Source organism: Zobellia uliginosa (assembly GCF_900156625.1).
Lineage (GTDB): Bacteria > Bacteroidota > Bacteroidia > Flavobacteriales > Flavobacteriaceae > Zobellia > Zobellia uliginosa.
Window position 1 is genome coordinate 465,360 of the sequence record NZ_FTOB01000004.1, and the last position, 25,245, is coordinate 490,604.

Consider the following 25,245-nt stretch of genomic DNA (forward strand, 5'->3'; position numbering starts at 1 on the left):
GTTTTTATGGTAAACCAAGTGATTAGTATCCCGGATTTTGACTCATTGATCCGTTGCTCAGGTTAATCTCGTTTTGCGGAATAGGCAGTAACAAGTCGGTTGAAGAATACCCAAGGTTATTAGCTGAGGAGAAGGCGGAAAAAACCGATTCCGCTTGACCAAATCGAAGCAAATCGAAGAAGCGATGATTCTCGAAGGCTAATTCGACCCTTCTTTCCAACAACAAATCTTCTTTTGTAACTTCGGTAACCGCGTCGGTAAGCCCCGCTCTGTTGCGTACAGCCTGAAACGAGGCCAAAGCTTTTGAAGCGGTAGTACTGGCACCACCGGCCATAATGGCTTCTACATGGAGAAGAAGTACATCGGCGTATCGGATTACGATCCAATCGTTGCCCGCAAGTGTCGGGTCGCTATCAAAGCTTTTTCCATTCGAACCGCCATCTTCGCCGTTCGGAAGGTATTTGGTTACCTGATACTGACCTACCTGTGAAGGGTCCGGCCTATATGAGACTGCGGTCCTGTCACCCCCAAATTCATCTAATACGGCAACGGCCTCACTGGTTACATAGTTAACCCCTGAAGTTCTACCTACACCGTTCAACCATTCGGCCGAAAAGTTTTGACTGTCTGAACTTAGGTTTGGAAGGTAGCCTATCGAGAAGATAACTTCATTGTTTTCTTCGTTGTAAAATACATCTCCAAAGTCGGGCTCTAGGGAATAGCCTGAAGCCATAACACTTTCCAATAGGGTTTGGGCTTCTGAATAGTTTTCTCCCAAGGTCAAGTATACTTTTGCCAATAGGGTCTGTGCAGCAGCTTTGGACGCTCTAGTGCGGTAGGTGTTGTCTAGCCCGTTAACTGCAGTAGACAAGTCGCTCTTGATAAAGTCATATATAGACGATGCGGCAACACGGGCAAATTGAACATCGGTTTCCAAAGGTCCGACTACTCTATCTATCAAAGGAACATCGCCATAGAGGCGCACTAAATTGAAATAGGCATAGGCTCTAACGAATTTAGCTTCGGCTTCATATGATGCTTTAGTCGCTGCGTTTTCTATTACATCAAGATTGTCCAATACTACATTGGCCCTATAGATGATGTTGTAATAGCTCTCGTAATAATTGGCAATAATACCGTTGTTCGGTGTTATGTTATAACTTTCGAACTGCGCTGCTTCACCCTCGCTACTTTTGGTACGGGTATTGTCGCTCCGCATTTCGGTGATGTAGAATTCGTATTGAATGCCATGTCTGTCATCGGGATCCGTCGAATTTACTCCTTGAATACCGTCATACATGTTGATCAAAGCGGTTTCTAGTTCTTCTTCCGTAGAGAAGTAGGTTTCCGAAGATACCCCTGATGTTGGTGCGGGAGACAAGAAGTCCTTTTCGCAGGCCGTAAAGGATACGACTACCACCAGAAGCATCGTTATTAGTTTGAATTGTTTCATAATATATCGTGAATTTTGTTTATACTGTTCTGATTAAAAATCAAGGTTAAGTCCTATAGAAATCGTTCTATATATAGGGGAACCTGCCCTTTGGTAACCGTAAGATGTCGGACTTGTCCTATCTATGGATTCAGGATTGAAACCTGTATAGTCATCTGCCGTCTTATACATAAGGTTTTGGCCAGTAGCATATATCCTTAAACCAGACACACCATAATCGCTCAAAACGTCTTTTGGGAAGTTGTATCCAATATTTACGTTTCTCAATGCTAGGTACGAAGCGTCTTGAATAATATCATCGGTGAATATTTTTTCTTTGATAAATTCTTGGTTAGGAGTTGTTTCAGGATTGAAATCTTGGGAAGAATTAAAATGGTTGAACAGGTACTGGTCTCCCATGTTTCTGATTTCGGCACCATGTGAACCTTGGAACATAAAACTAAAATCGAACTTGCCAAGATTGAACTCGTTGGTGAAACTCCAGACCAATTCTGGATATGGGTCTCCTAAAGCAGCTTTGTCTTCATCATCAATAATACCATCGCCATTTAAATCTTTTACGTAAACATCTTGGGCTTCGCCACCTACGGGGTGGAAAGCATCGTTCAAGTATTCAAGCGGAATGTCTTTGTCGACGACCCAGCCATAGAATGTGGAAATCGGTTGTCCTTCAAGGTTGATCCACTCTGCTGCCCTCTTAGAGTCTACATTTGTAATTTGACCGTTAGAGTCGGCGAAATCGACCAAAGTGTTCTTGTTCGTTGAAGCGATGATCGTCGAGGCCCACCTGAAGTTTTCTGTAGCAATGTTCTTTGTTCTCAGTTCAATTTCATAACCTTCGTTTTTGACTTCACCCAAATTAACAAGGGCACTGTTGAAACCTGTAGTTACTGAAATTGGATTGTTCAATAATAGTTGGTCACTGGTTCGTTGGTAATAATCAACGGACCCCGATACTCTATTGTTGAAAAAGCCGAAATCCAGACCAGGGTTGAATTCTCTCAAACGCTCCCATTGAAGTCCCGCATTGGCTATGTTCAGAGGGTTAAAGCCCGCTTGTAATGAACCGTCTACCGAATAGGTCGTTGAGCCTAAAAGGGCCAAGTAGGGGTAGTTGTCTACCAAAATATTACCTGTGCTCAAAGAACTTGTACTACTACTGGTATCGGGATCAACACTACCTACGTTGAGCAAATCGTTTCCTGTTAGACCGTAACTGGCCCTCAATTTAAAAGTGCTTACGATATCACTATCCTGTAAAAAGTTTTCCTTGGCAACGTTCCAACCAATGGAAGCAGCGGTGAAATTACCGTATTTGAAATCTTGACCGAAGATAGAGCTACCGTCCCTTCTATAGCTAAATGAGGCTAGGTATTTATCGTCATAGGCATAGTTCAGTCTGGAAACGTATGATAGGCCGTTCTTTTCCCATTCAAAGGCATCTGCATTTGAAATGGTCGTAGCGTTGGTGATTTGCTTAACGGCATCGGAAGTATAACCGGTTCCGCTAATTTGTGAATAAAACGATTTTTTCGTTTCGGCGGTTACCCCTAAAATTACACTTAGATCATGCTTGCCGAAACTCTTGTTAAAGGATAGGAAGTTGTCGGTAATAAGATAGATCTCTTTTTGTGAATATTCATCCATTGAGGCACCGGCGGCACCGTTTCTGCTGGATAGGGTACCTTGCCACCTTGTCCTTTTGGTGTCTTGGTACGAACCGGAAAGGGTAGATCGGAAACTTAAACCGTCAATGATGTTGTAATTACCGTAAACGCTACCGAACATTTTGAATTTTTTGTCGTAACGTTCGCGCTCCAATACTTTGGCCGCTGGGTTGGCGTTCGATGTGTTACTGATGCTTACCCCGCCAGAATCTGCAGGGGCACCTGCATCTAGGTCGTAACCATCAAAATGATATTGTTGCGCGTAATCACCGACCTTAATATCGGCCCATGCCCCATTATCTTGAACCCTGTTTACGAATTGAATCGTATTTTCATCATGATAGAGAGGCAGCCAATTGGTCTGTCTTAATATATCGTGGGTACTTCCATCAAACCTTCTTCTGTTGGTGTAAGAAGGGGTAAAGTTTACACCAAAGGAAAACTTATCGTTTATTTTGGTATCTACTTTAAGTCTTAATCCGTATTTTTTGAAATCGTCGGTAATTAAGACACCTTCGTCATGTGAGTAGTTAAGGGCGGTGCTATACTTGGTTTTTTCACTTCCACCGCGAGCCGATAGGGAATGACTGGTAATGGTACCACCATCAAAAATGACATCTTGCCAAGAACGGTCAACACCTATGAGTTGTTTGTATTTCGTTCTGTCGGATAATGAGCCGGTGGCGGCCAATTGGGCTTGTGCTGTTTCTTCTATTGAAAAGGTATAGGCTTCACTATGTCTGGCTTCTTTAAAACCGGTATAGGTACTATAGTTGATACGGGTCTTACCTTCAACACCACCTTTTGTGGTTATCATGATAATACCGTTGGCACCTTTTGAACCGTAAATGGCAGATGATGCTGCATCCTTTAAAATCTCGAAAGACTCTACATCGTTCATGTTCAATGAACCTAGGAAGTCTGAACTTACAATTACACCATCGACAACGACCAATGGGGTAGAGTCACCGGCCATAGAGCCTACACCCCTGATATTTATGGTAGGAGCGGCTCCGGCTTCGCCATCGGTGGCTTGGATATTTACCCCCGATACCTGCCCGACCAAGGCGTCATCGACACGGGCTACTGCTATTTGATCGAGGTTTTCGTTGACTACTTTTGAGATCGAACCGGTCAAATGTGATTTCTTTTGGGTTCCCCCATAACCAATAACCACTACCTCGTCTAATTGTTTGGCGTCTTCGGCCATGGTTATATTTAACTCGGTCTGACCCGTTATGGGTATGGTTTGTGTAACGTAGCCGATGTATGAAAATTGAAGAATATCGCCTTCTGAAACGTTTATTTGAAATAATCCGTCAAAATCTGTTGAGGTGCCTTTGGTTGTATTGGCGATTATGACGTTAACTCCCGGTATTGGAACATTGTCCGCATCGGAAACCGTGCCTGACAGTGTGTAACCGTCTTGGGCAAATAGCGATATATTGAGACACAATAATGCTATTAGTGTGAGTTGAGTTTTTAAATTCATTTGTAATAATGTTAAGTTAGTAATGTTTATCGGTTAAGGTCCGATACCTAAATGAGATTGTGTGGAATCGCATTTGTTCTTCAACTTACTAGTGCACGTTACTCATTAATGTCCCTGAATTTTGTACTTTTGTAATGAGCGTGTATAGTAAAGTGTACATGTTCTTAGTATTACTTCCCTTCAGAATGAAGTAAATTTTTTTAAAAGGATGGGCGTGCACCCATCCTTTTTTTATTGAAAATAGGCTATGGTATCATTAGTGTTTTTCTTTTATTAGTATTAGCATTTTCTTCAAGTTTTAATTGGTTTTCCATATTGGTTAACCAATTTGGTTTACCAAATATAACTTAATAGTTTGTTAAAAAAAAATTAATGTCAAAATTTGTGATGTTAATTTTAGGTATCTAATACTTAAAAGGGGTCTAAGATGCCAAATCGGCAATTTGTGGTGGTTCTAGCCTATGAAAAGGCGAGTCCGCCATTGATGTCAATATTGGCCCCGGTAATAAAAGTGGTTTCGTCGGAAGCTAGACAAGCTACGGTATTGGCTATCTCTTCAGCCGTACCTTCCCTGCGTAATGGGGTGGCTCCCGCTACCTTTTTACGTACATCGCCCGTGGTAAAAGTGTCGTGAAAGGTGGTGGCGATCATTCCTGGGCAAAGGGCGTTGACGCGAATATTCTTGGGGCCTACTTCTTTGGCCAAACCTCGTGTAAAGGTCATAACGGCCCCTTTTGAAGTGGCATAGGCCAAAGAACCGCCGCCGCCGCCGTCACGGCCTGCTTGTGATGCAATGTTTATAATCGAAGCACCCGACTTCATATGGGGCAATATGGCTTGTGAGACCAGAAAGGTAGAGTTGAGGTTCAAGGCAATGACCTTGTTAAAGAAGGCCTCGTCCATTTCGGCAATACTCTTACGGGCTACCAGTCCGCCGGCATTGTTTACCAAGATGTCAATGGTACCGCCAAATGCCTTTATCGCTTCCGATACCAAATGGTCGACATCGGCTTTTTGGGTCATATCCCCTTTAACGATTATAGCTTCGCCCGAGAATGACCTTATCTCATCAAGGGTCTTCTTTGCATTGGCTTCGTTGTTGTAATAGTTGACTACTACCTTGGCGCCTTCTTTTGCCAATTTAAGTGAAATGGCCTTGCCAATATCCCTTGTTCCGCCTGTGACAACGGCAATTTTTCCTTTTAAATTCATAGTTATTATTTAGTCATAAAATCTTCCCTGATCGGGCTGAAAACATCTATTAATACGCCTGCTTCTTGACAAACGGTTCCGTGCATTACGTGGGGAGGAATGTAAAATGAATCGCCTCCTTTTAGCATTTTGGTCTCTTCACCTATTGTCATCTTGAATTTTCCGCTTACCACGTAAGTTACTTGTGAGTGGTAGTGCTCGTGCATGGGGCCTATACCGCCCTTTTCAAATTTTACGTTTACGAGCATGATCTTATCATCGTAGCCCATAATTTGACGTTGCACGCCTTCGCCTACGGTTTCCCAAGGGATTTCGTCCCCGATTAAAAACTCCTTACTTGATCCAAAACTTTCCATAGTTTAATTTTAATTGATTTTAATAAATTGAAAGGGCCCCGTCCAACGGTATTCCTTGCCCTTGATTTCTATAATATGCTCTTTATTGACATTTTTGTTTTCATTGGCCAGTATGAATAGCGTTTGTTCGGTGCTGGACTTGGCATCGATCAGTACTGCCGTGTACTCCTCCGTATCTAACATAAGCTTGATTTTAGAGATTGAACTGTTCGCATTTACCGAAAACTCTGAAACAGGACTATAATGGCCGTGTGATTCTAGTATCGATACGAAGGTGGTGTTCTTTGTGTTCTTTCTTCTGATGATCAAACCGGCATCCCTTCTCAGGTTGAATTCCGGATCATTGGCCCCGATGCGCACAAAGTGTAGCTCGTCATCGTTGTTCGTTGCCGTGGTCAGGGTATAGAAATGTCCCTTTTCCAACCAGCTGAGCTGGGAGTTGTCTCCTTTGGGCTGGCCAAGTCCCTCTGACCAAAGGTGCTGATAGCCGTTATCGGAACCTAGGGGTTCTAAGTTTTTTGGGGTGGTGTAATCGAAATTGCTTTGCATCACCTGACCCTTAAAGTAGAAGGGAAGGTCGTATTGGTTTGCGGCATTCGAACTGACCCTTAGAATATCGAGTACAAAGGGTTTTTCAAAACCATCGGTTTTTATCAGGGCCATGGTCCGGTGCATTTCCGTACCCGGATAGGCGTTTTGTTCCTTGGCGCTCACCACCTGTACTTCTGGATTGGAAGCATCAAAAAAGTAGAGCTCCGAATGGTGTTGGCTTCCCACTTCGTACTTTCCTTCAAAATGCGAGGTTTCGTTTTGTACAAGGGTGTTGTGGGCTATGGTTTGTTTGGCCCAGGTCGTGTTTTCCTTGAGGTAATTGCCCCCACCTTTTTGCTCGATGTTGACAAAACGGGCAAGACCGTAATCTTGTAATACTTCCGTTCCCTTTTCGTAAAGTGAGAACGATAGTTTGTCGTAGTGCCCGTGGCTTAGCCCTTGCGCCGCATATTTGTAGACCAAGGTCATGGCTTCGTTGCCGTACCTGAGTATGGCCACGCCCCCTTGTTCGCCCTTGGCCCCATCGCTAAGCTTGATCGATTTTTTATCGAAGGCCTCACTTTTTCCTTCCCTGATACCCAAGGCTACGGCCAGCCCCGAATCGTCCAATAAAACTTGGCCCTGTTCTTCGGCTATGCTGAGCAATTGCGGATTGTGGTTTCCGTAGTGATAGGCGATATCAACGGCGGTGACCAGTTCCCTAGAGTGATATGACATTCCTTTTTGGGCGTCGTTCAAGGGAAAGAATTCGCCATCGGCATCGGAGAGGCTCAAAAGCGTATTTACCGATTTCAGCAATACGCCATTCTTATGTTCGAATATTTTCTGTTGGGGTCTTACATTATGCAGGGCCTCGGCAAAGATCAAAAAGGGGTACATGGCATACCTTTGGTAGTAAGGGCCTTCGGTATAGTATCCGTCAGGGGAAAAAGGCTCGTCTATATTGGCTAGAAAACCGGCTTTTTGGCCTTCCACCTTAATGAACCCACCGTCGTTGTCCTTGGCCCCAATGGGCAAGCCATCATTTTCAATACCGTAGAGCGCCCTTTGGATCAACTCCTCATCGTTCATTACCAAACCGATCATTCCTACGGCGGCATTGCCCCAAGTACTGTGGTTGTGTACGCGGTTGTAGAATTGCGGATTGTCTATGGATATATAATCGGCAAAAGGCCTGAAAAGGTTTTTTTCAAGTTGCTTGCGTTCTTTTTTCGAAAGGTAGTCATATACGCAGTCATAGGCCTGGCTCACGTATACCAGCCAGTTGGAATCGTTTAGGCACTGCCAGAACAACTTACCCCTGGCATAGGAACGCGTTTGTGGGTGTACCGGAAGGTCTTTGTACATTCCTTCGTATTGAAACAACATGTCCTTTATGTAGAGGGCATATTTTTCGTCGTTTAGAATTTGATACAATACCCCTGCTTTTTGAAGGATCAAAAAATTGCGCTTATGGCGTTCATGGGTATAGCCTCCGGAATAATCTTTGGGTAGGGGCGTATCTATGCCCAATGCGATTTCGGCATCCACTTCGGCCTTTACCTTTTCCAAGGTGGCGTCAAAAATGGGGATGTTACCTAATTCGGCCCTTATTTTTTCTACTCCTGACTTGGTCAATATCAGGCTGGGGTGTTCTTGCGAACGTCCACTGAAGGAAACCAACAGGGCGAAGGCGAAGAATTGCAGTACGGGTATGTATTTGATCATTTTCATATCTGATGAGGTGTTGGGCCTAAATGAAACCCTTGAGTGAAAAAAAATGGCCATCGGTCGCTTTTGACGTTTCAGAAATACCCTGGGCATAGTTGCTGATGTTAATTATGGGCTTACCGACGACCAAGTGCATGCTAATGGTCCTACTATCGTTATATGTTTTCTTTTTACTATCTTTTTCCTGCACATTGCCAAATATAGAGGCTGGGGCATTTTTAAGGAACAACCCATTCGTCGAACCTGTATAGTCGGTTTGTCTTGCACCGATATCACCAATGGAAGCCACAAAAGAAATACTAGGGACGAATGGCGACTTCATATGGATTGTAAAATTGGTTAACCAAATTGGTTGACCAAAAATAAGTATATTTGTGGAACTAACAAATTTTTAACAGTTAGTGGGGGTATTTAATCATTTAAGCAGGTGTTATGGGGAAAGGATATAATCATATATCAAGAAGGCATTTTTCAAAACGGACGGCCGCCGCATTGTGCAGTGTGCCCTTTATGCCATTACATGAATGGAACGCTTTATCTTCCCATACATCGGAAGAGGATATTAAGGTACATCTTTTTTCTAAGCACTTACAGTTTTTGGGCTACGAAGAAATGTCGGAGCTTGCCGCAGATATCGGTTTTGACGGATTGGATTTGACCGTAAGGCCGAAAGGCCATGTATTGCCGGAAAATGTGCAAGATGACCTGCCCAAGGCCGTTGAGGCCATGAGAAAATACGGACTGCAACCTAGAATGATGACCACTAAGGTGCTCGATGCCCATGCGGAAATAGACCAACAGGTGTTGAAAACGGCCAGTAAGCTAGGGTTGACCCATTATAGGACCGGATGGCTCAGTTATCCTGAAGACCGAAGTATTCAAGAAAGCCAAGAAATCTATAAGTCCCTTTTCAAATCCTTGGAAGCGGCGAACGAAAAGTGGGGCTTGATAGGCTGTTATCAAAACCATGCGGGCAAGCACGTTGGGGCCCCTATTTGGGATTTGCCCCCTATGCTGCCCGGTCCACAAAGCAAACATTTGGGCAGTCAATACGATATACGGCATGCGGTGGTCGAAGGTGGTATGAGCTGGGAACTTGACCTTCGGCTTATAGCACCATATATAAGGTCGATCGTGATAAAGGATTTTAAATGGGGAATGCAAGAAGGCCAATGGAAACCGGTGAATACGCCGCTTGGTGAGGGTATGGTGGACTTTGATCATTATTTTTCATTGCTGAAAAAATACGGGATAAACGTACCCATATCGCTGCACTTGGAATACGATCTAGGGGGAGCCGAACATGGTGCCAAACAAATAAGTGTCGACAAGAAAGTAGTCTATGCCAAGATGAAAAAGGATTTGACTTTTTTAAGGAAGGCATGGAAAACCGCCGAATAATATAAATTAAACTAACCGGAGTATGAGCAAAAAAGAAGAGAGTACCATAGAGAAGTTGAGAAAGGTCAGTACGGCCACTATTGCCACCTGTTTGTTTAAAAGGGGGTTGAAAAACCAATTTATACAGAAGGTTAGGCCGTTAAGGTCCGGTCGGCCTACAATGGTCGGGAGGGCCTATACGCTCCGGTACATACCGGCACGCGAAGATCTCAACCCTATAGAGGCTTTTCAAGACCGGAGACACCTACAGCGTGTTGCGGTAGAGGAATGTCCCGAAAAATATGTTCTGGTCATAGATAGTAGAAAAGATGCCCGTGCGGCTTCGGCGGGTTCTATCTTGGCAACACGTTTAATGGTGCGCGGGGTAGAGGGTATGGTAACCGATGGCGGCTTTCGTGATTCCACCGAGATTGCCGATCTTGATTTTGCGGCTTATCACCAACGGCCATCGGCGCCTACGAATTTGACCTTGCACCACGCCATTGGCGTTAATGAACCTATTGCATGTGGCGATGTGGCGGTATTTCCCGAGGATTTTATTGTCGGCGATGATGATGGGGTCATGGTAATACCGGCCCACCTGGCCGAAAGCGTGGCGGAGGAGTGCACAAAAATGACCCTTTTTGAAGACTATGTGATGAAGGAAGTCCAAAAAGGGAAGTCGATTATGGGGCTTTATCCGCTTACCGATAAGGAGTACAAGGCCCGTTTTGATGCATGGATGTTTTTAAAAGGCAAGGAAAAGTCATAGTCCGGAATTACTGCGAATGGCTTCCCTGCCCCGACTTGTGGTGGAAGGGGTTGTTGATTGCCACATCAAAGGCGAGATAATGGGCGTCTTTGGAAAAATCCCTTCCCAAGAGGTTGTTCATGTAGCCCATATTAAGGGTGATATCTTGTCGGGGCAGGGTAAGGGAGTAGTAGAGGGAAAAGCGACTTTCCTTATAGGTGAATTTGCTCCAGTTTTCCGTTTTTCCCATGGCGAATAGCGATTCTGCGGCGGTGCTGATCTGCTGCGTTTTTGAGCCGTTGAGATAAAAGGAAAGTTTGGCCTTGAAACGGGAGCGGAATTGTAAAGATTCGGTCGCTAAAGTGAAATCGGGATCGTAAAAGCGTCGGACCTCAGGGCGGTAAGTGAACGCATAGTTGATTTTTTTAAAGGAATTGAGATAGGAGATACTGCCGTAAGCCCGCAGTTCTTGACGTGCTTTTGGGGTGTCGTAGTCGTAAGGAGGCCTTGGTGTATACCTGTTTTGCCATCGGTAACTCAATGCGAGGGCATACTTCCAATGGGGTTTGAAGCGGTGTGTGACTTCTTGGTTTATCACGTAAATCGATGGTTTTTCTACCGGATTGTAGTTGTTCGGGTCACTTACACTACCAAATCCTAAATAGGTGGACGACACTGTAGTCCCTTTTTGGTCAAGGTCTTGCTTTGCCCCTAGGGCCAACCACGCGGCCGTATGGACCTCGCCCAATCCCGGAGGGGAAAATTGGGCAAGGCCTTTGGAATGGGACATAAGTACGAAAAGAAGAAGGGGGATGACTTTACAAATGCTTCTTTCCATTTTAGTCTTCAATTTGGCTCAATATATTTCCATTGGCATCGAAGACCACTTCCCAGTCTTGTTTGAGCAAGGAGTTCAATTCCATCTTATAGAAGATTTTTCCCTCGTCGGTTATGCGTTCCACATCGTCGGTGGAGTAGCCCTCAAAATCGGTTTCGATTGTTTTGTGTACGGCTTGGGGCAATTCCTTTGAAGCTATTTCTTCCTTTTGTTTTACCATCTTTCCTTCGGCATCGTACCATACGTCGTGATCCCTGTTCCATCCAATTTCAAATTCCACATTGTATAGGGTGCCGTCCATTTCCCACTCCACATCCGTGGCTTTTGGAAATTGGCTGTTGAACCGATTTAAGATTACGGAAGGAACCTGGCTTTTAGGAAGGTCTTGGGCTTGTGAAAAACTGAGGGTTCCCAATGCCGCTAAGAATAAAATTTGCTTTTGCATGTGTATACTGTTTTAAATTATACCGTAAAAAAAGCATGTGAATTTGGAAACAATTGGGAATGCCGGAAGTTGGGGGACTTACATGGTGGAGAAGCGTATACTGAAGGAATGCACGCCTTTGTCGAAGGCGTATCTTACGGGGAAGCCATATAGGTCGGCAATGGCTTTTACAATGGCCAGCCCCAGGCCGCTTCCGCTTGTTGTTGCGTCGGTTTTATGAAATCGGCTGAATACCTTGCCCTGGTCTAAGGTTTGGTCTTTTCCCGTATTGCGGACGGTAAGCGTATCCTTCGAAATATGCACTTCTACCGTACCGTTCCCGTAATTGTGGAGGATGGCATTTTTAAGTAGGTTCGACACAATGATCTGGGCAAGGGTAGGGTCTAGGTGTACCTCTAGTTCATCGGTTTCGGAAACCGTTGTTTTCAATTTTTTGTAGCTACTGATTTCCTCAAGGTCGCCCAAGGTTTGGTTGACGATGGGGTTTAAGTGGATGGGCTGATTGTCAAAAAACTGTTTGTTGTCTATTTTGGAAAGTAGGAGCAGGGATTTGTTCAGTCGGACCGAGCGTTCGACAATCTGAAAGATTTCGGCGATCTTTAGCGCATGTGCTTCTTTCAGGTCTTCTTTTTCCAAGAGCAGTTCGAGCTTGTTGATGACCATGGCCAAGGGGGTTTGTAGCTCGTGGGAGGCATTTCCGATAAATTCCTTTTGCTGTTCGAATGCCGATATGCTATGTTGCAACAAGGTGTTTACGGCATATTCCAAATCTTTGAACTCCTTGGTTTTTGTGGCAGTCGCCGGAAGTTTTTCGGTGCTTCCGAGCCGGTACGTTTTTAGTTGGCGCAAGAAGTCGTAAAAGGGTTTCCAAAGCTTTTTCAATACCACATTGTTAATGAGCGTGATGCTGGCGATTAAGATGATGTAGAGCCAGACCACATCCCAGAACAGTTCGTCGATCAGATCGTCTTCCTCCACCATGGAGTTGGCCACTTTTAGCTCGTAGTACTGTCCCTTTACTTCAAAGGAGGTGATGAGCATGCGTACCGGTTCGGGTTCGGGTGCTTTGTCGTCGGCATCTTGCATGTAGATGATCGTATCGACGTATTGGTCCTTTGCCGAAAGCGCCCTTGCCTTATCGATTTTTTGTAGGGTAAAGAAACTCTCGTCAAAACCGCGTTTGGTTAAAATGGTGGAGTCGGTCTGTGCCTTTTCTATGATGATGCGCTTGTAGTTTTCCAGGCCTTCATCGATGCTGCTTTTGATCTCGTTGAGCATGCTTATATAAAAGACCACGCTCCATACCGTAACGATGGCCAAAATGGAAATGGACAGGTATTTTAGCGATTGGTTGAGCAGCTTCATTTTTCAACAAGTTTATAGCCTACCCCGTAAACGGAGGCTATTTCTATATCGGCTTCTGAGCGCTGCAGTTTTTTCCGTAGGTTTTTGATCTGTGAGTATACAAAGTCCAAACTGTCGACTTGATCGGTATTGTCGCCCCAAACATGTTCGGCCAGTGCGGTTTTGGTGACCAGTCGTTTTTTGTTGAGAAGGAAGTAATTAAGGGTATCGAACTCTTTGCGGTTAAGGGGCGTGTCCTTTCCGTTTACGGAAAATTTACGTTCGCTCAGGTCCAAAACCGTATTGCCGAATTCAATGCTGTTTTTTCCATTGAGGTTTTTCCTTCGGAGGACGGCCTTGACACGCGCATTGAGCTCGGCAAGGTGAAAGGGCTTGGTAAGGTAGTCGTCGGCCCCAAGTTCAAGGCCCTTGAGTTTGTCATCTAGGGAATCTTTGGCCGAAATGATAATGATGTTCCCGCTCTTGCCCTCTTTTTTCAGTTCTTTTAGAATGTCGAATCCACTGCCGTTGGGCAGCATAATATCGAGTAAGATACAGTCGTAATCGTAGACGAAGACCTTTTCCGTAGCGGTATGGTAGTCCGCCGCGGTCTCCACTAAAAAATTTTCTTTTTCCAGTGATTCCGTTATGCTGTTCTGCAGCTGAGGTTCGTCTTCTATTACTAAAATCTTCACCTTGCAAAATTGCTACAAGATTTTGGAAAGAATTGGGAATTTCCGATTTTTTTTGGCCTTCCTTCCCAGGTCGTAGTGTTTTGCAGATCGAGGTCCTTGCCTAATTTTCCGTTGGGTCGTTTTCGTATACTAATTTTCCTCCGAGATAGGTGGCCATCACTTTGACTTCCCTGATTTTCTTTGGATCTATTTTTTGTATGTCCTCGCTTAAGATGACGAAATCCGCTAGTTTTCCGGGTTCAAGAGTGCCTTTTACCGTTTCGTCAAAAGAGGCGTAGGCCCCATTTTGGGTATAGGCCCGCAAGGCTTCTTCCAAACTTATCTTTTGTTCTGGCACCCAGCCATTCGGGTTTTTACCATCTAAGGTATTTCGGGTAACGGCGGCATATATGCCCGTAAGGGGATTGCCAGGGGCCACGGGCCAATCACTGCCAAAGGCCAATATCGTATTGGCTTCCAAGAGCGATTGAAAAGCGTAAGTTGTCTTGATCCGTTCGGGCCCGATCAAGGCTTCGGCCCATCTTCCATCATCAATGGCGTGATAGGGCTGCACGCTGGCAATGATGCCTAGTTCGCCAAATCGGTGCAGGTCTTGTTCTGAGATGTGTTGGGCATGTTCAATACGCGGTCGGCGTTCCTTTTCCCCGTTTTCCCTGACGATGCGCTCATAGATTTCCAATAAGGTGTGAATGGCATTATCGCCTATGGCGTGGACCTGAATATGAAGGCCGGCCTTGTCTGCCTCCGAAATCCATTGGTATAGATTCGCTTCACTATTAATAAATAATCCACTGTCGGCGGGTTTGTCGGTATACGGTTCCATAAAGGAAGCGGTATGAGATCCCAGGGATCCATCGATAAAGCCCTTGACTATTCCCGTTTTTAACCACAGTTCGTCTGTGCTTATTTTTCTTTGTGCCTCTTTCCATCGATTTAGGGGTTTTGCGGAATAAATACGCAGGGAGAGTTCCTTGGCATCTAGTAATTCTTGGGCTACTTCGGCGGTGCCCAAACTATCCACATCGTGCACGGAGGTCACTCCGTGCGACAAAAAGTAGTGCGAAGCTTTTTTAAGGGCCTTTTTCTTTTGTGTTTTGGTCAGTGGGGGAATCTTGTCGAGCAAAAGTCCCATGGCATTGCTCTTTAATATTCCTGTCGGTATGCCGTTATCATCCCTTACGATTTCGCCATTAGGGACATCCGGGGTGTCTTTGTCTATACCGGCAAAATCGAGGGCGGCGGAATTCGCAAAGACCATATGTCCGTCAAGACGGTAGACGGCTACGGGATTGTTCTTCGTATAGGGGTCGATCCATTCTTTTTTGGGTAGTTCACCACCCCAAAGGGTGTGGTCCCAATTGCCTTCCATGATCCAGGTTCCGGGGTCTAGGGTATTGGCAAAATCGGCGATGCGCCGCGTAAATTCTTCCGGTGTTTGCGCATCGCGGAGCTCTACGTTGAGTAAGCTGTTGCCGCCCATGAGTAGATGTACGTGCGAATCGATAAAACCAGGTGTAATAAAACGGTTGTTTACATTTATTATTTCCGTGGTATGGCCCTTGTATTTTTCGAGTTCGCCGTTGGATCCGATGGCCAAAATGGTATCGGCCAATACGGCTATGGCCTGCGCACTGGGCTGGGACTCGCTGCCCGTCCAAATGTTGGCATTGGTGAGTATCAGGTCTGCTTTAGGGCCGGCTTCCTGGCAAGAGACCAAGGAAAGCAGGGCCAAGAAAAAAAGGTAAGGAGGCAGTACTTTTAAGGACAGGCGGTTCTTCATTCGATTCTTTTTTTACTTTACATCTTATTCCTATTCCCGGGCCGCCTTAAACTCGCTGCCCTCGTACCATTTTGGAAAATAGGTCTCGTTCGCCAATTTTCTTCCCACCTCAAAAAACAACTGCAGGTCGAAGCTTACCCCGCTCAATTCGGTGGTTTCGGGATCGTATTCATCCGAAGGTTGATGGTACTTATGGGTGTTGTAGTCGTCTAAGGTGGCTTTTATCGATTCCCTACTTTGGTCGAAAGCTTCGTAACTGCCACTGGCGTAGAGGGCGGGAATACCGATTTTTGCAAAATTAAAATGGTCCGATCTAAAAAAGTACCCCTTTTCGGCATGGGGATCGGGAATGATATAACGCCCTTGTTTTCGTGCGGCCTCCTCGGCATATTGGTCCATTTCCGACTGGCCGTAACCCGTTATGGTCAGGTCTTTCATTTTTCCGGGACTGCCCAAGGCATCCATATTGATATTGGCTACGGTTTTTTTAGGGTCGAAAACCGGATTCTCGGCATAGTAGGCGGAGCCTAGCAAACCTTGCTCTTCCGCGGTAACCGCTATAAAGGCGACGGAACGTTTTGTGGGACCGTTTTTCTTGAAGGCCTCGGCAATGGCAAGAAGGCCCGCGGTACCCGAAGCATTGTCTATGGCACCGTTGTAAATGGAATCGCCATCAATGGGCTTACCTACGCCAAGGTGGTCCCAGTGGGCCGAGTAGATGATGACCTCGTCCTTTTTTTCCGTACCCGGAATAAGGGCGATTACGTTTTTTGAAACGTCTTTTTTGATCTTGTTTTGAATGGAAACCGAAACGTCTAGGCCCAAGGGGATGGGTTCAAAGCCTTTGCTTCGGGCCAATACCTTATAGTCTTCCCCTTTCATGATGGAGGCATCGAAGATCTTTTGGGCGCTTTCTTGGTTTACCCAAGATTCGACCTTTAAGAGGGGCAGGTCGCTTTCAATGATCAATTTGGCACCGCTCCAACCCGATTCGACCACGTTCCAGCCATAGGAAGCCGGTTCGGTATCGTGAATGATAATAAGTCCGTCGGCCCCTTGTCTTGCGGCCTCCTCATATTTGTAGGTCCAACGCCCGTAATAGGTCATGGCGTTTCCCTTGAACAAGGTAGAGTCGCCCGATTGAAATCCCGGGTCGTTGACCAAGACCACGGCGGTCTTTCCTTTCCAGTCGATACCTTCGTAGTCGTTCCATCCGTATTCGGGGGCCACGATGCCGTAGCCGGCAAAGACCAGCTCGGAGCGGTCAAGGCCGATTTCGGTCTCCACTTGGCTGGTAGTGGCTACAAAATCGCTCAGGACCTTGAGGTCAAAGCTTCCGTCTTTTCCCGATATCACCATTTTTTCCGAAGGGCTACCATCGATTTCTACCAAGGGCACCTCTTGAAAGTAGCTATCGCCGTTACCCGGTGAAAGTCCGAGTTTTTCAAATTCATCCTTTAAGTAATTCACGGTCTTTACCTCGCCTTCCGTAAAGGGCTTCCTCCCTAAAAAGGCATCCGAAGCCAAGCGCTCTATATGTTTGGCCAAGGTGGCTTGGTCTATCTCCACCGGTTTTTCGGCGTTTTTATTTTCCGTATTACAGCTTATACATAAGGCGAGTACTAAAAATTTCAAGAGATTCTTGGTCATAGATATCATGTTTTGTTGAACAGATGGTCGATAGGGTCATAGGTTGCGCTAAGATCTACTAAAACACCTATAGAACTAAGGTCGAAGATCTAGAGGGATTTTCCAACTTTAAGGGGGCAAACAAAATTAAGGTACGGGCTTGTGCCTCTATCGTTTAGGCGCTATAAAATAGGGAGAGAGGAAGGCCTTGGGCACAGTCTTTCATTCTAGGGCGCTGTGGGTGAAAAGCCTATTTTATAGCTCTTGGGCCAAGGAGCAAACAAAAGCTTGAACGGTGTTTTTTTGAAACCCGAAATAGGAAGGATAGAAGATATGGTTTGTGGTATGGATGAATCATATGTGATTTAAAATAAATCAAATGTAAGGTAATGGATGCTTATCTTTTTCGATATTTATAGTATAAAACTTACACCTATGAAATTATTTTATTTTACAGCAAAGCTATCGCTTACTTTTTGTCTCTGTCTTATGTTTACCTCGCTTTACAGCCAGGGAGAAGTAACAATTGATCACAAAACCAAGCGTGTGGTCAATGGGGAATCTTTTTTTAAACGGAAGAAATATTTTAATATCCACCAATTGACCGATCCCGATGATCCCGATTTTAAAAAGTTTAAAACCACTTATGGAATGGCCGATAGTTACCGAGGGGGACGCTTGTTAGACAGTCCCATGAAAAAAGGAAGGAACGGAAACTTCCCGGCGGTCAACAAACGCTTTACGGGAGTACGTTCCGTAGAGGACCGTTTTGCCTCAGGTTTTCCGAACGATTTCTTTTATGACGGAGAAGCCGATTATTCAAAGGTAGACATGACGGATTATATCGACCGGTTAACAAACTATATAAGGGATTACTATCGATATGAAGAAGAACAAGTACCAAAGTATATAGAACCTTTGAACGAACCCATGGTCCATGCCGTAGATTTTTATCCTGAGGGAAGGGCGACCCCCAAAAAGTATTTGTCGGAAAAGATCAATATTATAAATACACGGGTTTCGGAATTTCACCGTGAACTTGGGAAAAAGATCCATGCGACCCCGGAACTGGCAAATATGAAGGTTGCCGGCTATGCTTCGGCCTTTCCGATGTTCGAATCGAATGATTTTAGGCTGTGGACCAATCGATACAAGCGATTTATTGATATAGCGGGTAAGGATGTAGATGTCTTTAGCCTGCACCTGTATGATGGTGTAGGGGTAAACAATAGTGGGGGGCGTAGATCGGGCTCCAATGTAGAGGCGATATTGGATATGGTGGAAACCTATAGCAAACTAAAACTCAATACGGTCAAACCCATTGCCGTTACTGAATACGGCCGTTTGGTAGCGGATCGCCCCGGTTGGCCCGGAGACGGGGTGTCTAACTATGACCCGGTGGAAAACTCCCAGGCCTTGCGTTCGCAAATGCACATGGCCATGTCGTTTATAGAGCGGGGCGGCGATATCGTATATAGCATTCCCTTTACCATGGCAAAAACTCCCCCTACGGCCAAATATTCAAAATCGGGACTCTGGAACCGGGTTTCAAGAAATCCTGATGTGTGGGAATATACGCCACGGGTAAAATTCTTTGAGATATGGAAAAATGTCAGGGGCAAAAGAGTGCAGATCAACTCCAGCAATATTGATGTTCAGGCACAAGCCTTTGTAAACAAAAAAAAGTTATATGTAGTGCTGAACAACCTGAACGATGAAACGCAAACGGTAGATTTAAATCTCTTGAACAAAAGCGGATTGCAAGGGGTGGCGATAAAACGGCTCAAGGTATTTCTCGATAGGCCGGCCGAAATAACGCAACATTCCCAAGATACAGCTCCGAAAAAGGTGAGTCTTGAATATGGGGAATCGGTGGTGTTGACCTATACTTTTGATACCGAAATAGCTTTGAACAATACGATCACGAGCAAAAAATATTATGCGGATTCGTATTTGAAAGCCATTGAAGCCAATAAAAAATTGGTCTTTAATTTTAAGAACGTGACCGCAAAAACGGGTGTGGCCACCATTAGGGTCAGTATCGGTAGGGCCCATGCCAAAAACCGTAGGCCCAAAATATATGTAAACCATCGGCAAGTGGACTATAGCGGTGATGTTGTTCGTGGATATGATCAAGGGACGCGAAGCAGTTTTTTTGGCACCCTTGAGATTCCCGTAGCCATGGACCGATTAAAAAGCGATGGTAAGAACGTAAGGGTTGAGGTTGAATTTCCGGATCAAGGCGGGCATGTGAGTTCCGTGGTCTTGCAGGTAGAGAACTATACCGATGCCCGAAATACTGCGGCCATGGGAATGGGTGAAGCCGATGGTCTTTTGTCGGATGAAAACGATAAGGTACGGGTGTATCCGAACCCCGTTAACGAAAATAGCCTGATTCGTGTAGAGGTGAAAACCGAAACGAAGGACCCCAGTGTACAAATCTCAATGCGGGATATGTCGGGGAAATTGGTCTATAGGGAAAGCTTCGATAAAGGGCCGATCCAGATACCCACCGCTAAGTTTAGGGAAGGGATTTATTTTATGAACATCGCCTCGGAGGGCACTACGGTTTCAAAAAAGATAATTATAGAGTAGATGATTATTGCGTAAAGGATAAGCACAGCCCTTCTTTTTAGGAGGGCTGTGCTGTATTCTTATCCGATATGTTTCCCCAACCCCAACCCCAACCCCAACCCCAACCCCAACCCCAACCCCATCCCAAAAGCATTGAAAATTCAAAATCGGTAAGGGGCAAAATGCGTCATTGACACGTGTATCGCTACCGCCCATACATTTTAAAGGAATATGTAACTCTCTGGTTACTAGATTTATTGTAGTCGTATCGCCATAAGGTAAGAGCTTGTGGCGACGCTAAAAAAAATGCTTTATACACCTTAAAACAGAAAAAGATGATACGAGTTACAGCCGATTTATTTTCAGGTCGCCCCAATCCGAGTTGGATCATGGCCGATGCCAATGGGGAAGAAATCCTTAAGCAGATAGCAAAAGAGAAACAGATCATTTCCAAACCCAATGCCGGTTACGACGGTTTGGGGTTCAGGGGCATAGAGATCGAGGTCATTAGCGATGAAAAACTGCGGGGCATACCCAATTCCTTTAAAATTGCCGATGGTACGGCCGAAGACCAAAAAACCAGTATTGGAATCGCCAGTAGGATCGTGGAGCAAATGACCCGCTACAGCAAGTTGAGCCTCGATTCGCACAGGCTGACGCCCATAGACAAACACATTCAGAAGATCATCTTGGCGAGTATCGAACAGTATCAACTGGACCTTGAACGAATTGGAAAGGTGATAAAAAAGCGCTATCCCAAACTTCCTAAAAACTCCAAAAGGGTTACCGTAGACGATGCCTCTTGCTGTGATTGTAAATACGAGGAAAGCAAGTTCAACCCGAATTTTTGGAATGCCGACAGCCATGTGCGACGCAATAACAATTGCTATAACTACGGGAGGAACTGGAAGACCAACACCTTTGCCCAGCCCGGCCGGTTCTCGGGCCAAACCGCGGGAGCGATGAGTTGTAGCGAGGTCAAGGCGGCTTCCCTTCGCGATGGCTTGAAGTTGCGATGTGATTGCCTTCCGCAAAGCGAATATCCGAGGAGGTTGATGGCATTGGTCATTGCCCCGGGCGTCGATTACCACTGGTACAGAAAACAAGACGGTGGGTTTTGGGGGCATAAGCCTGGCGGAACCCCTGCCAAGAACACCGATAATAGCGGTAATCTCATTACCGATCCCGAGACTTGCGACCGAGGTTCGGGCTCCACTTTGAACTATACCGATTTTTGTGATTATTTTTATGCGGGCAAAAGTGTGTCCATTATCTAAATAAGACGGCCATGGAGGTATACAAACTGGAACTGGATATACTTTCAGGCGGACAGAATCCACAATTTGAGATAGGGCCCTATGAATTCATGGGGCTTTTTCATACCATTGAAGCCTTGGAGGAAAGTGCCACGGATGGTTTTTTTGACGGCCTCGGTTTTCGGGGTTTTGTCTTGTCGAAGGGAGAACGATTGCGGTGTACGGTGCAGAAGACCATCATAAAAATAGAGGAGGGGGCCGAAACAAGATATAAACGGGGCGATCCCGGCTTGATCCGTCAGTTGTTCGAACTGGTCCGTAAATACGACCCCGATAAACGATATGGGCAGCTGATCGCCATGGCCGCCAAAGATTATAGGTCCTGACCTCGGTATATAGAAATACACCGAAGGCAAAGACCTTTCTTTTGAGGCGGTCTCGCTTCGGGTTCTAGGGGCAATATAGGGGAAGGTTTCGGGGGAACCGAGAGCTATCCACTTGGCATAACTTAGGCCTTCCGTATGAAAAACACAGTTGGGTATTCCTGTTAAAAACAGCGCCTAAAACTAGGATATCATCCGTATTTACGGGCGAGGTATTTTAAGATAGTATCGATATTTTCCGGTTCGGGCGAAGCGATATCGATGGTCAGGGCGCGTTTGGGTATTTCAAGGGCCTCAAAATCCGATTTGATCATAGAGGCCGGACGGTCGTGGTTTTCCGTTTGTTCCGCACGTTGGATCAGGTGTTCGTACGAACCGTTCATAAAGACCCAATCCAATTCGTGGTCTACTTGGTCCGCGATAAATAAACGGTGTTCTTTCTTCAATACCGAACAAGAGATCACGCAGCCTTTTTTTGCCGATTCGGCAATAATGATTTCTTTAATGGACATCAACCATTTTTCAAGGTCTACGTCTTGGGGCAATTGGCCCTCGGGTAGTGCTTTGGAAAGGGGCAGCTTTTCCGCATCAAAGAACGGAATTTCCAATCGCTGGGCGACCTTTTCGCCTACGGAACGCTTTCCCGAACCGCAAACCCCTACTAAAATGACGATGTAATTGTGCTTTTTCATACGTTGCTTTAATTGGTTAACCAAATTGGTTAACCAAATATATGTATATTTGTTCAACTATCAAATTTTGTGGCCTAAAAGGCAGGTAAAATCGTATGGGCTTCCGAACGGGCGGGTATAGCTTCTTGGGTTTCGGGGCTTTTCTTTGCTTTGGCCCGCCACGGCGATAGTCGGTATACGGATGCAATGGAGGTGCCATTCCATACAAGCGTATGCCAAGGATCTACTAACGATATGACATTAAAATCTATGCTATGGCTAAAAAAGTGATCACTTTCGGAGAAGTAATGATGCGTTTATCGCCCCCGGGATATTCAAAATTTGCCCAGGCGACCTCTTTTGAGCTGGCCTATGGGGGAGGAGAGGCCAATGTAGCCATCTCACTGGCCTATTTGGGCATGAAGGCGGCCCATGTAACCCGCTTTCCCGATAATGCCTTGGGGAAGGCCGCTACCCAATTCCTTCGTAAACACTGGCTGAGTACCGAACACGTTTTTTACGGCGGTGATATGCTGGGCAAGTATTTTTTGGAAAAGGGCGCGGTACACCGCCCCAGTGAGGTGATCTATGAAAGGGAGGGCTCTTCCTTTTCCTTGATAGCACCGGGCATGGTCGATTGGGAAGCGGTGCTCAAGGATGCGGATTGGTTCCATTGGACGGGTATTACGCCCGCTATTTCCGAAGGGGCCGCCATGTGTTGCCTTGAGGGAATAAAAACTGCCAACCGAATGGGCGTCAAGGTATCGGGCGATATCAACTCGCGAAAGAACATGTGGAAGTTTGGCAAGAGCATGCAGGAAGTCATGCCCGAACTGGTTCAAAATTGCGATGTGGTCATTAGCAGTAGCCGCGGGATACGCGAAATATTCGGACTGGGGAAGGCCGGTGATAGATTCCGGACTTTGGCCGAGCAGCTCATGTATACCTTTCCCCGGATCGAAAAAGTCGTAGGGAAGACCCGCAAATCCATTAGTGCCTCGCACCAGCAGATCCACGGCAAGATGTGGGACGGCGAAAAGTACGTAAAGACCGAAAGACTGAACATTACCCACGTGATCGATCGCGTCGGTACGGGCGATGCCTTTGCAGCGGGACTCATCTATGGCCTATTGCATTATGGGGATATAGAGGCCTTGAAGTTTGCTTCGGCCGCCTGTGCGCTCAAACATACCCTTCCCGGGGATGCCAATATGGTGTCTTTGGAAAACGTCTTGAGCCTGATGCAGGGCGATACTTCGGGCGCCATAAGAAGATAGGGAAAGGAAGCCTTTTAAAGCGACTTGCACGCGATGTGGAATGGGTTTTTTAAGAGTTTGGCTTCCCTAGGTCCGTGATTTCCTCATTTTTATAGGCCAGTCGGTAGGCCTTGCCCTTTTCGACCAATTCGATCTCGAAGGGAGAGGAAAAGGCTTTGTCGTTCGTAGGATACCAATCTTTTATGGCCTTGTCGATACATATGAAAAGTCCGTGTTCATCGCCAATGGCACAGAACCTCTCGAATCCGCCATCGAAGATTTCAATACCGGTCAAACGGGCCAGTTGTTCATAATTCTTTTGAATATCGGTAGTGGGCATGCCTATCTCAGAAATCTCAAGAAACTGGTCGAGGCCAAATTTTTGGTCTGATGGATTGTTCAGGTTTTTGCGGGCTATAAGCTCTACTATATTTTGGTCGTTGTCGTAAAAGTAAATGGCCTTGGCGTTCCAGAAATCAAAATCCTGTATTTCACGATCCCCATCCTTTAGAATTTTCACTTTCGATTTGAGCCAATTCAAGGCCTCGACCTCTTTGTTGGCTGGAATGTTGATGGCAAAATGGTAAGGGCTGGTATCGGCATTGAACTCGATATGGAGTATCGATTTGCCACATTGAAAGGAGACCTTGTTCGCGCTTTCCCCGATCCGGGGCAATCCCAAGACCTGGGCGTAAAATTCGCTTTGTTCCTTGATCTTCGAGCTGTATATCTTTAATTCCTTAATCTGCATTTTTCATTCCATCGGATCGTACTGGCCATGGTACAAGTTATGAAAAAAAGCAAATGGGGGCACGGTAGGGAAGTTTTTAAAATCGATGTGCTATTCTTTTTTGGTGAACGGGTCTTTGTGTTTTAGGTAGGTGTTCTTGGGGTGCAGCTCAATGTTGATCTGGTGTAAAAGCTTTGATTTTACGGTGTCTCCACGCTTGGCCAGCAAGAGGCTCAAAGGGCCCATTAGGGTATATTCGAATTTTGAGCTATGGGTTTTTATGTATCTGTAAGGGGGCTTTAGTGGCAACTTCTATTTTCTTTTTTTCTGAACAGATTTCCTATTCTTCTAAAAATGTTCTGTTTTTTCATAATAACTACTTCCCCAAGTATGGCGGGATCTTCTAACATATTCACCTTTAGAAACCCTGTTTGGGAAGTGACTTTTATCTCTTGGGTTTCAAATCCAATATAAGAGAAGACTAGAGTGGGGTTCTTACCCAATTCTTTAGTGCTGATGGGTATTGAAAAATTCCCGTCAAAATCGGTTTCCGCACGGTAGGAAGTGCCTTTTATCCTAATACTTGCACCGGGTAAACCACCACTTTCATCAAATACGTTTCCTTTTATCTGAACGGAATCTGAGGTATTCCCAGGTACAAGCGTTTCTTCCCCTATTGTATTTCGTTGCTCGATTTTACGGCTTTCAGTGGGTTCACTTTGGCTAAATGCAGGAGTCGATAAGGAGAGTAGGGTGGTTATACCCATGAGAAGTCCTGTTTTTGGGAACCGATGGTTCTGAGCAGATGAGATGGACTTGTTTAGCTGTGTGGGCAGGAATTTTCCGCACATTTTATGCTCGCTGTCTAAGAGTAGGGCCAGTTGATAGTGAGACTTACCGGTAAAATCAATGACCTCTTTTTGGCAGTTGAAACAAAACGCACCTTTTTCCGTAGGAGTCATTTCACTCCATTTTGAACTACAAGGTTTCGGTATTTTTATTTCGTATTTCATTCTACTTACAGGAAACAGTTCATTTCTCTAATGTAAGAAAATAGGGATGGATTTATCT

The 25,245-nt window shown here is 45.4% G+C and carries 22 protein-coding genes; 6 read left to right on the forward strand and 16 right to left on the reverse strand.

Features of this window, described 5'->3' with window-relative positions; translation table 11 throughout:
* Positions 1-22: 22 nt before the first annotated feature.
* The 6 genes from BW980_RS14570 to BW980_RS14595 form a co-directional block, all read right to left on the reverse strand.
* Positions 23-1,453, reverse strand: coding sequence for a RagB/SusD family nutrient uptake outer membrane protein (locus BW980_RS14570; protein ID WP_076455917.1), 1,431 nt, complete (start codon positions 1,451-1,453; stop codon positions 23-25).
* 33 nt (positions 1,454-1,486) lie between these two features.
* Positions 1,487-4,612: a SusC/RagA family TonB-linked outer membrane protein gene (locus BW980_RS14575; protein WP_076455918.1), complete on the reverse strand. Its 3,126-nt coding sequence runs from the start codon at positions 4,610-4,612 to the stop codon at positions 1,487-1,489.
* 459 nt (positions 4,613-5,071) lie between these two features.
* A complete protein-coding gene (locus BW980_RS14580) occupies positions 5,072-5,824 on the reverse strand; it encodes an SDR family NAD(P)-dependent oxidoreductase (protein ID WP_076455919.1) in 753 nt (250 codons plus the stop codon).
* 5 nt (positions 5,825-5,829) lie between these two features.
* Positions 5,830-6,180, reverse strand: a complete 351-nt coding sequence (locus BW980_RS14585; protein ID WP_076455920.1) for a cupin domain-containing protein — start codon at positions 6,178-6,180, stop codon at positions 5,830-5,832.
* Positions 6,181-6,189: 9 nt separating this feature from the next.
* Positions 6,190-8,445, reverse strand: a complete 2,256-nt coding sequence (locus BW980_RS14590) for an alginate lyase family protein (protein WP_076455921.1) — start codon at positions 8,443-8,445, stop codon at positions 6,190-6,192.
* 19 nt (positions 8,446-8,464) lie between these two features.
* Positions 8,465-8,764, reverse strand: coding sequence for a hypothetical protein (locus tag BW980_RS14595; protein WP_076455922.1), 300 nt, complete (start codon positions 8,762-8,764; stop codon positions 8,465-8,467).
* A gap of 110 nt (positions 8,765-8,874) precedes the next feature.
* Between BW980_RS14595 and BW980_RS14600 the strand changes: the two genes are divergently transcribed.
* The gene (locus BW980_RS14600) at positions 8,875-9,843 is read left to right on the forward strand and encodes a sugar phosphate isomerase/epimerase family protein (protein WP_076455923.1); all 969 of its coding nucleotides are present in this window, start codon (positions 8,875-8,877) and stop codon (positions 9,841-9,843) included.
* Between the two features lie 22 nt (positions 9,844-9,865).
* On the forward strand, positions 9,866-10,594 hold the full coding sequence (locus BW980_RS14605) for a ribonuclease activity regulator RraA (RefSeq protein WP_076455924.1): 729 nt from the start codon (positions 9,866-9,868) through the stop codon (positions 10,592-10,594).
* A gap of 7 nt (positions 10,595-10,601) precedes the next feature.
* Here the strand turns inward: BW980_RS14605 and BW980_RS14610 are convergent, their stop codons facing one another.
* From BW980_RS14610 to BW980_RS14635, 6 genes are all read right to left on the reverse strand, one after another.
* On the reverse strand, positions 10,602-11,411 hold the full coding sequence (locus BW980_RS14610) for a DUF2490 domain-containing protein (RefSeq protein ID WP_076455925.1): 810 nt from the start codon (positions 11,409-11,411) through the stop codon (positions 10,602-10,604).
* A gap of 1 nt (position 11,412) precedes the next feature.
* Positions 11,413-11,856: a PepSY-like domain-containing protein gene (locus tag BW980_RS14615; protein WP_076455926.1), complete on the reverse strand. Its 444-nt coding sequence runs from the start codon at positions 11,854-11,856 to the stop codon at positions 11,413-11,415.
* A gap of 78 nt (positions 11,857-11,934) precedes the next feature.
* The gene (locus BW980_RS14620; protein ID WP_076455927.1) at positions 11,935-13,221 is read right to left on the reverse strand and encodes a sensor histidine kinase; all 1,287 of its coding nucleotides are present in this window, start codon (positions 13,219-13,221) and stop codon (positions 11,935-11,937) included.
* Positions 13,218-13,895, reverse strand: a complete 678-nt coding sequence (locus BW980_RS14625) for a response regulator transcription factor (RefSeq protein WP_076455928.1) — start codon at positions 13,893-13,895, stop codon at positions 13,218-13,220. The genes BW980_RS14620 and BW980_RS14625 overlap by 4 nt, the downstream gene beginning before the upstream one ends.
* 100 nt (positions 13,896-13,995) lie before the next feature.
* Positions 13,996-15,675 (reverse strand): amidohydrolase, encoded by a 1,680-nt coding sequence (locus BW980_RS14630; RefSeq protein WP_139327686.1) that lies wholly within the window; start codon positions 15,673-15,675, stop codon positions 13,996-13,998.
* A gap of 30 nt (positions 15,676-15,705) precedes the next feature.
* Positions 15,706-17,325 carry a M28 family metallopeptidase gene (locus tag BW980_RS14635; RefSeq protein WP_076455929.1) on the reverse strand — a complete coding sequence of 540 codons (1,620 nt, stop codon included), beginning with the start codon at positions 17,323-17,325 and terminating at the stop codon, positions 15,706-15,708.
* A 414-nt stretch (positions 17,326-17,739) separates the two neighbouring features.
* Here BW980_RS14635 and BW980_RS14640 point away from each other — a divergent pair, with 414 nt between their 5' ends.
* The 3 genes from BW980_RS14640 to BW980_RS14650 all read left to right on the forward strand — a co-directional run bounded on the left by BW980_RS14640 (position 17,740) and on the right by BW980_RS14650 (position 21,520).
* A complete protein-coding gene (locus BW980_RS14640) occupies positions 17,740-19,899 on the forward strand; it encodes a T9SS type A sorting domain-containing protein (RefSeq protein WP_175609898.1) in 2,160 nt (719 codons plus the stop codon).
* A gap of 314 nt (positions 19,900-20,213) precedes the next feature.
* Positions 20,214-21,155, forward strand: coding sequence for a hypothetical protein (locus BW980_RS14645; RefSeq protein WP_076455931.1), 942 nt, complete (start codon positions 20,214-20,216; stop codon positions 21,153-21,155).
* A gap of 11 nt (positions 21,156-21,166) precedes the next feature.
* Positions 21,167-21,520, forward strand: coding sequence for a hypothetical protein (locus tag BW980_RS14650; RefSeq protein ID WP_076455932.1), 354 nt, complete (start codon positions 21,167-21,169; stop codon positions 21,518-21,520).
* Between the two features lie 188 nt (positions 21,521-21,708).
* Here the strand turns inward: BW980_RS14650 and BW980_RS14655 are convergent, their stop codons facing one another.
* Positions 21,709-22,209, reverse strand: coding sequence for a shikimate kinase (locus tag BW980_RS14655; RefSeq protein WP_139327687.1), 501 nt, complete (start codon positions 22,207-22,209; stop codon positions 21,709-21,711).
* Between the two features lie 254 nt (positions 22,210-22,463).
* On the opposite strand from BW980_RS14655, the gene BW980_RS14660 reads away from it, so the two are divergent.
* On the forward strand, positions 22,464-23,465 hold the full coding sequence (locus BW980_RS14660; RefSeq protein WP_076455934.1) for a sugar kinase: 1,002 nt from the start codon (positions 22,464-22,466) through the stop codon (positions 23,463-23,465).
* 49 nt (positions 23,466-23,514) lie between these two features.
* On the opposite strand, the gene BW980_RS14665 is transcribed toward BW980_RS14660, so the two are convergent.
* The 3 genes from BW980_RS14665 to BW980_RS14670 all read right to left on the reverse strand — a co-directional run bounded on the left by BW980_RS14665 (position 23,515) and on the right by BW980_RS14670 (position 25,136).
* Positions 23,515-24,195, reverse strand: coding sequence for a VOC family protein (locus BW980_RS14665; protein WP_076455935.1), 681 nt, complete (start codon positions 24,193-24,195; stop codon positions 23,515-23,517).
* Positions 24,196-24,285: 90 nt separating this feature from the next.
* Positions 24,286-24,420, reverse strand: a complete 135-nt coding sequence (locus BW980_RS22935; protein WP_262508149.1) for a hypothetical protein — start codon at positions 24,418-24,420, stop codon at positions 24,286-24,288.
* A gap of 53 nt (positions 24,421-24,473) precedes the next feature.
* Entirely contained in the window at positions 24,474-25,136 is a 663-nt protein-coding gene (locus BW980_RS14670; protein WP_175609899.1) for a carboxypeptidase-like regulatory domain-containing protein, read from the reverse strand.
* Positions 25,137-25,245: the final 109 nt, after the last annotated feature.